General features: G+C 55.8%; 3 protein-coding genes. 1 reads left to right on the forward strand and 2 read right to left on the reverse strand.

Features of this window, described 5'->3' with window-relative positions:
• Positions 1-126: 126 nt before the first annotated feature.
• Both WKK33_RS01000 and rlmD read right to left on the reverse strand, forming a co-directional pair.
• Positions 127-1497, reverse strand: coding sequence for an exopolysaccharide biosynthesis polyprenyl glycosylphosphotransferase (locus WKK33_RS01000; RefSeq protein WP_337636130.1), 1371 nt, complete (start codon positions 1495-1497; stop codon positions 127-129).
• Positions 1498-1739: 242 nt separating this feature from the next.
• A complete protein-coding gene (rlmD, locus tag WKK33_RS01005) occupies positions 1740-3173 on the reverse strand; it encodes a 23S rRNA (uracil(1939)-C(5))-methyltransferase RlmD (RefSeq protein ID WP_330003782.1) in 1434 nt (477 codons plus the stop codon).
• 312 nt (positions 3174-3485) lie between these two features.
• Here rlmD and ppdK point away from each other — a divergent pair, with 312 nt between their 5' ends.
• Positions 3486-6206: a pyruvate, phosphate dikinase gene (ppdK, locus tag WKK33_RS01010; protein WP_337932082.1), complete on the forward strand. Its 2721-nt coding sequence runs from the start codon at positions 3486-3488 to the stop codon at positions 6204-6206.
• The last annotated feature ends 28 nt before the right edge of the window (positions 6207-6234 follow it).

Below are 6234 nucleotides of genomic sequence, written 5' to 3' on the forward strand. Positions count from 1 at the left end.
AAGTTCGGGCTTTGTGATATTTTAAAAGAGGGTGTGAATTTTGACACACCCCCTTAACGTATGTTTCCACCCCCCCCCCAAGGGCGATGTTCCGACAGATGGGTCGAAGCGATCGGTTGGTGGGGGTTAGTAAGCCTGCTTGTCGTGGATAAACACCGACTTGACAGTCAGCAGGATGATGCGGATGTCGAGCCAGAACGACCAATGCTCGATGTACCAGATGTCGCACTTTACGCGCCCTTCCATCTGCCATAGCTCCTTGGTCTCGCCTCTGAATCCCGATTCCTGGGCCCAGCCCGTAATGCCCGGTTTCACGAAGTGGCGCACCATGTATTTGTCGAGCAGCTTGCTGTACATCTCCGTGTGTTTCAGCATGTGTGGGCGTGGTCCCACGATGCTCATGTCGTTCTTCAGCACGTTCCAGAACTGCGGCAGCTCGTCGATGTTGCTCTTGCGCATGAAGTTGCCGAAGGGGAACTTGCGTGGGTCGTCCTTGGTGGCTTGCACCTTGTCGGCGTCCTTGTTGACATGCATGGAGCGGAACTTATAGCACATGAACGTGCGTCCGTCCATACCGGTTCTTGCCTGCTTGAAGAAGATGGGGCCGGGGCTTTGGCGCTTGATGATGAGCGCTATGATGGGGATAAACAAGCCCAGGGGTATGAGCACACAGGCGGAGAACACGATGTCGAATGCTCGCTTGATAAATTGGTTGGTAGGGATCGAGAGGGGCAGGCGGAAGAGCGTAAACACCTCGTCGTTGCCAATGAGCATGGGTTTGAGGTGCATGCCCAAGGTGTCGTCGCTTGGTGCGTAGTAGTAGCGCAAGACACGGCTGTTGCAATAAAAGGCGCAGTCGTTCAGCGATCTGGATTCGCTTGTGGGGAAGCCGCACAGCAGGGCGTCGATGGTGCCGGGGAAGCTTTTGTTCGAGCGTATGATCTCCATGCCCTCGGCCACGCTACCCAATGTCTCGGCGTACTCCGTGGAGGGGTCGTCGGTGTAGCATCCCACTATGCGGAAACCCAGTCCGGGGCTCTTGGCAAAGTGGCGGATGATGCGGCTGAAGTTGTCGCCGTTGCCTATGGCGATGACCCTCACCACCTTGTAGCCGCTTGCCCAAAGCCTGGTGAGCGCCTTTTTCTCCAGCCAGCGGAACACCAGGAAGCAGAAGAAGAAAGCCACGCCGATGAGGGATAGCCACCGTCCGGTGTCGACTCCTGGATGATAAAGTATGCGCATGGTGATGTAGGTGCCCACGATGAACACCAGGGAAACGCCCAGAGCGTTTCTAAATAGTTGCCCCGAGTCGTTGGCTGTTCGGCCGAGGTTTACGGGGAACCACATCTGCGCTAAGCTCATGCCGAGGAAACCCGATATGAAGAAGAAGCGAACGGTAAATGGTGACCAGTCGTCGGCTAATGGGGTGAAGAGGAGGAATAGCAGAAGGAACGCTAAACCAAAAAAGTAATCAAGTGCGACAATTAAAAATTTCATGTGGCATAGGGGTTAAAAAAGTTTGACTTTCGGAAAATGGCAAGCAGCTGCTTGGGCCGATTCGGTCAGGGTCGGCAGGGAGGGCTTGCTTGTGCCATGAGCCGTGGCTGACAGGCGATCCCCTTTGCCTGTTTGCGGGCGTTGGCTAATGGCTTGGTGTGCATGTAGAATGACTTGCGCATTTTCAAGGAAATATGTTGGGGTGTATAAAAAATAGGGGTGTATTATAAATATGGTGTGGCTTATTGGCTTCTCGCCTCAAGCAGCACCACGTTCTCCACGTGTGGCGTGTGGGGGAACATGTCGACGGGTTGCACGGCGGCAACGCGGTAGTTGTTGTCCAATAGCGCCAGGTCGCGCGCCTGTGTGGCGGGGTTGCAGCTTACGTAGACGATGCGCTTGGGCGCGGCCTTGAGGATGACGTCCACCACGTCGTTGTGCATGCCGGCGCGTGGTGGGTCGGTGATGATCACGTCGGGTCGGCCATGTTGCTGTATGAAGTCCTCGGTGAGGATGTCCTTCATGTCGCCCGCGTAAAACTCGGTGTTGCCGATGCCGTTGATGCGGCTGTTCTCCTTGGCGTCCTCGATGGCCTCTGGCACATACTCGATGCCGATGACGTGGCGTGCCTGCCGGGCCACGAAGTTGGCGATGGTGCCCGTGCCCGTATAGAGGTCGTACACCAGTTCGTTGCCCGTGAGGTTCGCAAACTCTCGCGCCACGCTATAGAGGTGGTAAGCCTGTTCGGTGTTGGTTTGGTAGAAGCTCTTCGGTCCCACCTTGAAGCGCAGCTCCTCCATCGTCTCGTAGATGAAGTCGGTGCCCTTGAAGGTTGTAAGGTCGAGGTCGCCGATGGTGTCGTTGCCCTTCTGGTTGTCCACGTAGATGAGCGATGAGATCTGCGGGAAGCGGTCGGCCAGGTGGCTGAGCAGCGCCTTCGCCTTCTCCTCGTCGCCCTCCTCGTCGTAGTGGAACTGTATGAGCAGCATCCACTCGCCCGTGTTCGACGTGCGGAGCATGAGGTTGCGCAACAGTCCATGCTGCGCGCGAACATCGTAGAACGTCATGCCGATCTCCTTGGCGTAGCGCTCTGTCTCGTTGCGTATGGCGTTGTGCAGGTCGTCCATGAGCCAGCACTTGCTGATGGGGTAGATCTTGTCGAACGCTCCCGTGATGTGGAAGCCTATGGCCGAGTTGTCCTGAGCGGCGAGGTCGAGCGATGGGTCTTGCAGCTCCTCCTGCGTAAACCATCGCTTGTCGCAACATCCAAACTCCAGCTTGTTGCGATACTCCCATATCTTCACGGAGCCGAGGATGGGGCGGAACGTGGGCAGCTCCACCTTCCCGATGCGCTCCAGCTGGTCGTGCACCTGCTGCTGCTTGGCCTTGAGCTGCTCCTCGTAGGGCAGGTTCTGCCATTTGCATCCGCCGCAGATGCCGAAATGCTCGCATCGTGGCGTGGCCCTTACGGGGCTGGGTGTGACGAGGCGCACCACGCGACCCTCGCAGTAGCGGTGTTTCTTCTTCACGATTTGCACGTCGGCAACATCGCCGGGAACGCAAAAGGGAACAAACACCACTTGCTCGCCGTGGTGGAAAATGCATTTTCCCTCAGCGGCTACCGCCTCGATGGTTACGCTTTCTAACATGGGTAAGGGCTTACGATTTCTGCTCATACATACTTGATTTTGCTGCAAAGGTAATGAATTTATCGGAATTTAATTAAAATAATGTGAAGAAATGTGCTTGTTGGCGCGAACAAATATATTTGTCATGTCAGGATTGCACTTTTTTGGCCGAATGTTTTGAGTAAAAGATAAAAAACATTATCTTTGCACAAAACAAGGTTTTCGTTAAGCCAGATGAGCAGGGCTAAGTTTACTTAAGCTTTGCCATGGCGAGAAAACGTGCCGTGAAATGGAACACTATAGAAACAATATACTTAAGTCAGACATAATTTACAACTATAAGTTTTTACCAGATCAACTATGAGTGAAAAAAGAGTCTATCTCTTCGGTAACGGTAAGGCCGAAGGTCGTGCAGACATGAGAAACCTGCTGGGTGGCAAGGGTGCCAACTTGGCAGAAATGAATCTTATCGGAGTGCCAGTGCCTCCTGGCTTTACGATTACCACAGACACTTGCAATGAGTATTATAAAGTAGGCCAAGCAAAGATTGTTGAGCTGCTTTCTGATGAGGTGACGAAAGCCGTGGCTCACACGGAGGAACTGATGAACTGCAAGTTTGGCGATCCGAAGAACCCTCTGTTGGTTTCTGTTCGTTCGGGTGCTCGCGCCTCTATGCCGGGTATGATGGACACCATCCTTAACCTTGGATTGAACGACGAGGTGGCTGAGGGCATGGTGGCAAAGACCGGCAACCCCCACTTCGTTTATGACAGCTATCGCCGTTTCGTTCAGATGTACGGCGACGTTGTGCTCGGCATGAAGCCCGAGAACAAGGAGGACATCGATCCGTTCGAGGCTATCATCGAGGAGGTGAAGGAGGAGCAGGGCGTTGTGCTCGACAAGGACCTCTCTGTGGAGTCTCTTAAGAAACTCGTTGAGCGCTTCAAGAAGGCCATCAAGGAGCAAACTGGTAGCGACTTCCCCACCGATCCCAAGGAGCAGCTTTGGGGCGCTATCTGCGCCGTGTTCCGCAGCTGGATGAACGAGCGCGCCATTCTCTATCGTAAGATGGAGGGCATCCCCGACGAGTGGGGTACGGCCGTTTCGGTCATGGCCATGGTGTTTGGTAACATGGGCGACACGTCGGCCACGGGTGTTTGCTTCAGCCGCGACGCCGGTAATGGCGAGAACCTCTTCAATGGCGAGTATCTCGTCAACGCACAGGGCGAGGACGTGGTGGCTGGTATTCGCACCCCGCAGCAAATCACCAAGATCGGTTCGCAGCGTTGGGCTGAGCGCGCCGGCATCGACGAGGAGGAGCGCGTGGCCAAGTATCCTTCGATGGAGGAGGCCATGCCCGAGATCTATAAGCAGCTCAACGAGTTGCAGGACAAGCTCGAGCACCACTACCACGACATGCAGGACATGGAGTTCACCGTGCAGGAGGGCAAGCTCTGGTTCCTCCAGACACGTAACGGTAAGCGTACGGGTACCGCCATGGTTAAGATCGCCATGGATCTGCTCCACGAGGGCATGATCGACGAGAAGACGGCCGTGTTGCGCTGTGAGCCCCAGAAGCTCGACGAGCTCCTCCACCCCGTGTTCGACAAGAAGGCCTTGCTCCAGGCAAAGGTCATTACGCAGGGTCTGCCCGCCTCTCCGGGTGCCGCCTGCGGTCAGATCGTGTTCCACGCCGACGACGCCCAGGAGTGGCACGCCGATGGCCACAAGGTTATCATGGTTCGTATCGAGACAAGCCCTGAGGACTTGGCTGGTATGGCTTCGGCCGAGGGCATCCTCACCGCACGTGGTGGTATGACCTCTCACGCCGCCGTGGTGGCCCGTGGTATGGGCAAGTGCTGCGTGTCGGGTGCTGGCAGCATCAATGTCGACTATAAGACCAAGACTGTAGAGATCGACGGCACAGTATATAAGGAGGGCGACTACATCTCTCTGAACGGTACCACCGGCCAGGTTTACGCCGGTCAGGTTCCCACCAAGGCCGCTGAGCTCAGCGGCGACTTCAAGGAGCTGATGGACCTCTGCGACAAGTACACCAAGCTTCAGGTTCGCACCAACGCCGACACTCCCCACGACGCACAGGTGGCTCGCGCTTTCGGCGCCAAGGGTATCGGTCTCACACGTACGGAGCACATGTTCTTCGAGGACAAGAAGATCATCGCCATGCGCGAGATGATTCTCGCCGATACCGTTGAGGGTCGCGAGAAGGCGCTTGCCAAGTTGTTGCCTTATCAGAAGGCCGACTTCAAGGGTATCCTTGAGGCCATGGACGGCTGCCCCGTGAACATCCGCTTGCTCGATCCTCCTCTCCACGAGTTTGTTCCCCACGATCAGGCTGGCCAGGAAGTGATGGCTAAGCAGATGGGCGTCGATGTGGCTACCATCAAGCGCCGTGTGGCTTCATTGGCTGAGAACAACCCGATGCTCGGTCACCGTGGTTGCCGCCTGGGCATCACGTTCCCCGAGATCACGGCCATGCAGACTCGCGCCATCCTCTCCGCCGCTTGCGAGCTTAAGAAGGAGGGCAAGAATCCTATGCCCGAGATCATGGTTCCGCTCATCGGTATCCTCTACGAGTTCAAGCAGCAGAAGGAGGTTATACAGAAGACCGCCAAGGAGGTGTTCGCCGAGTATGGCACCGAGATCAAGTTTGAGATCGGTACGATGATCGAGATTCCGCGCGCCGCCCTGACCGCCGACAAGATCGCCACCGAGGCCGAGTACTTCTCATTCGGTACCAACGACCTCACACAGATGACCTTTGGTTACAGCCGCGACGACATCGCCAGCTTCCTGCCGGTATATCTGGAGAACAAGATCCTGAAGGTGGATCCGTTCCAGGTTCTCGACCAGAATGGTGTTGGCCAGCTTATCGAGATGGCTGTGGAGAAGGGCCGCGCCGTTCGTCCGGGACTCCGTTGCGGTATTTGTGGTGAGCACGGTGGTGAGCCCAGCTCGGTTAAGTTCTGCGCCAAGATCGGCATGAACTACGCTTCTTGCTCTCCGTTCCGCGTGCCTATCGCACGTCTGGCAGCGGCGCAGGCTGCTGTTGAGGAATAATAGCAAATATTTGACTCTCAATAAATTA

It is taken from the genome of Hallella sp. (assembly GCF_037460745.1).
In the GTDB taxonomy this organism is placed as follows: Bacteria; Bacteroidota; Bacteroidia; order Bacteroidales; family Bacteroidaceae; genus Prevotella; species Prevotella faecis.